Genomic DNA, 1,503 nt, shown 5'->3' on the forward strand with positions numbered 1-1,503 from the left:
ACTCCTTAGAAAGGAGGTGATCCAGCCGCACCTTCCGGTACAGCTACCTTGTTACGACTTAGCCCCAGTCATGAGCCCGGCCCTCGGCGCCTGCCCAAGGCTACCGGCGACTTCAGGCAGAACCCACTTCCATGGCTTGACGGGCGGTGTGTACAAGGCCCGGGAACGTATTCACCGCGACATGGCTGATTCGCGATTACTAGCGATTCCGGCTTCATGGAGTCGAGTTGCAGACTCCAATCCGAACTGAGCCAAGGTTTTTGCGATTGGCGTCCTCTCGCGAGGTAGCAGCGCTTTGTCCTTGGCATTGTAGCACGTGTGTCGCCCAGGCCGTAAGGGCCATGCGGACCAGACGTCATCCCCGCCTTCCTCCTGCTTTCGCAGGCAGTCTCCATAGAGTGCCCAGCCGAACTGCTGGCAACTAGGGATAGGGGTTGCGCTCGTTGCGGGACTTAACCCAACATCTCACGACACGAGCTGACGACGGCCATGCAGCACCTGTGTCCCGGCTCCCTTGCGGGCACCCCCTCCTTTCAGAGGGGTTCCGGGCATGTCAAGGCCTGGTAAGGTTCTTCGCGTTGCTTCGAATTAAACCACATGCTCCACCGCTTGTGCGGGCCCCCGTCAATTCCTTTGAGTTTCACACTTGCGTGCGTACTTCCCAGGCGGAGTGCTTAGCGCGTTAGCTACGGCACCCAGCAGAAGCCGGACACCCAGCACTCATGGTTTAGGGCGTGGACTACCCGGGTATCTAATCCGGTTTGCTCCCCACGCTTTCGCGCCTCAGCGTCACAAGTCGTCCAGGTAGCTGCCTTCGCTATTGGCGTTCCTTCCGGTATCTGCGCATTTCACCGCTACTCCGGAAATTCCGCTACCCCCTCCGACCGTCTAGCCTCCCAGTATCCAACGCACTCCTGGGGTTGAGCCCCAGTCTTTAGCATCGGACTTGAGAGACCGCCTACACGCCCTTTACGCCCAGTAAATCCGGGTAACGCTCGCACCCTCCGTATTACCGCGGCTGCTGGCACGGAGTTAGCCGGTGCTATTACCTCGGTACCGTCATCATCGTCCCGAGTTCAGAAGTTTACACCCCGAAGGGCTTCATCCTTCAAGCGGTATCGCTCGGTCAGGCTTTCGCCCATTGCCGAAGATTCCTAACTGCTGCCTCCCGTAGGAGTGGAGCCCGTGTCTCAGTGCTCCTGTGGCTGGTCGTCCTCTCAGACCAGCTATGCGTCGTCGGCTTGGTGGGCCATTACCCCACCAACTACCTGATGCACCGCGGGCCGATCCTCAAGCGCCGAAGCTTTAAACACCCGCCCAAGCGGGGGTTCACATGGGGGATTAGCCAGGGTTTCCCCTGGTTTTCCCCCACTTGAGGGCACGTCTCCCACGTGTTACTCACCCGTCCGCCACTGACCAGCCGAAACCGGTCCGTGCGACTTGCATGTCTTAGGCATACCGCCAGCGTTCACCCTGAGCCAGGATCAAACTCTCCAGTGACAA

Annotated in this window: 1 rRNA gene; it reads right to left on the reverse strand. The window is 59.4% G+C overall.

The features are described from left to right. Nucleotides 1–9 precede the first annotated feature (9 nt). Nucleotides 10–1,500, reverse strand: a 16S ribosomal RNA gene (locus Mrose_RS18315). Between the last annotated feature and the right edge of the window lie 3 nt (nucleotides 1,501–1,503).

Origin of the sequence: Calidithermus roseus (assembly GCF_003574095.1) — a bacterium.
Lineage (GTDB): Bacteria > Deinococcota > Deinococci > Deinococcales > Thermaceae > Calidithermus > Calidithermus roseus.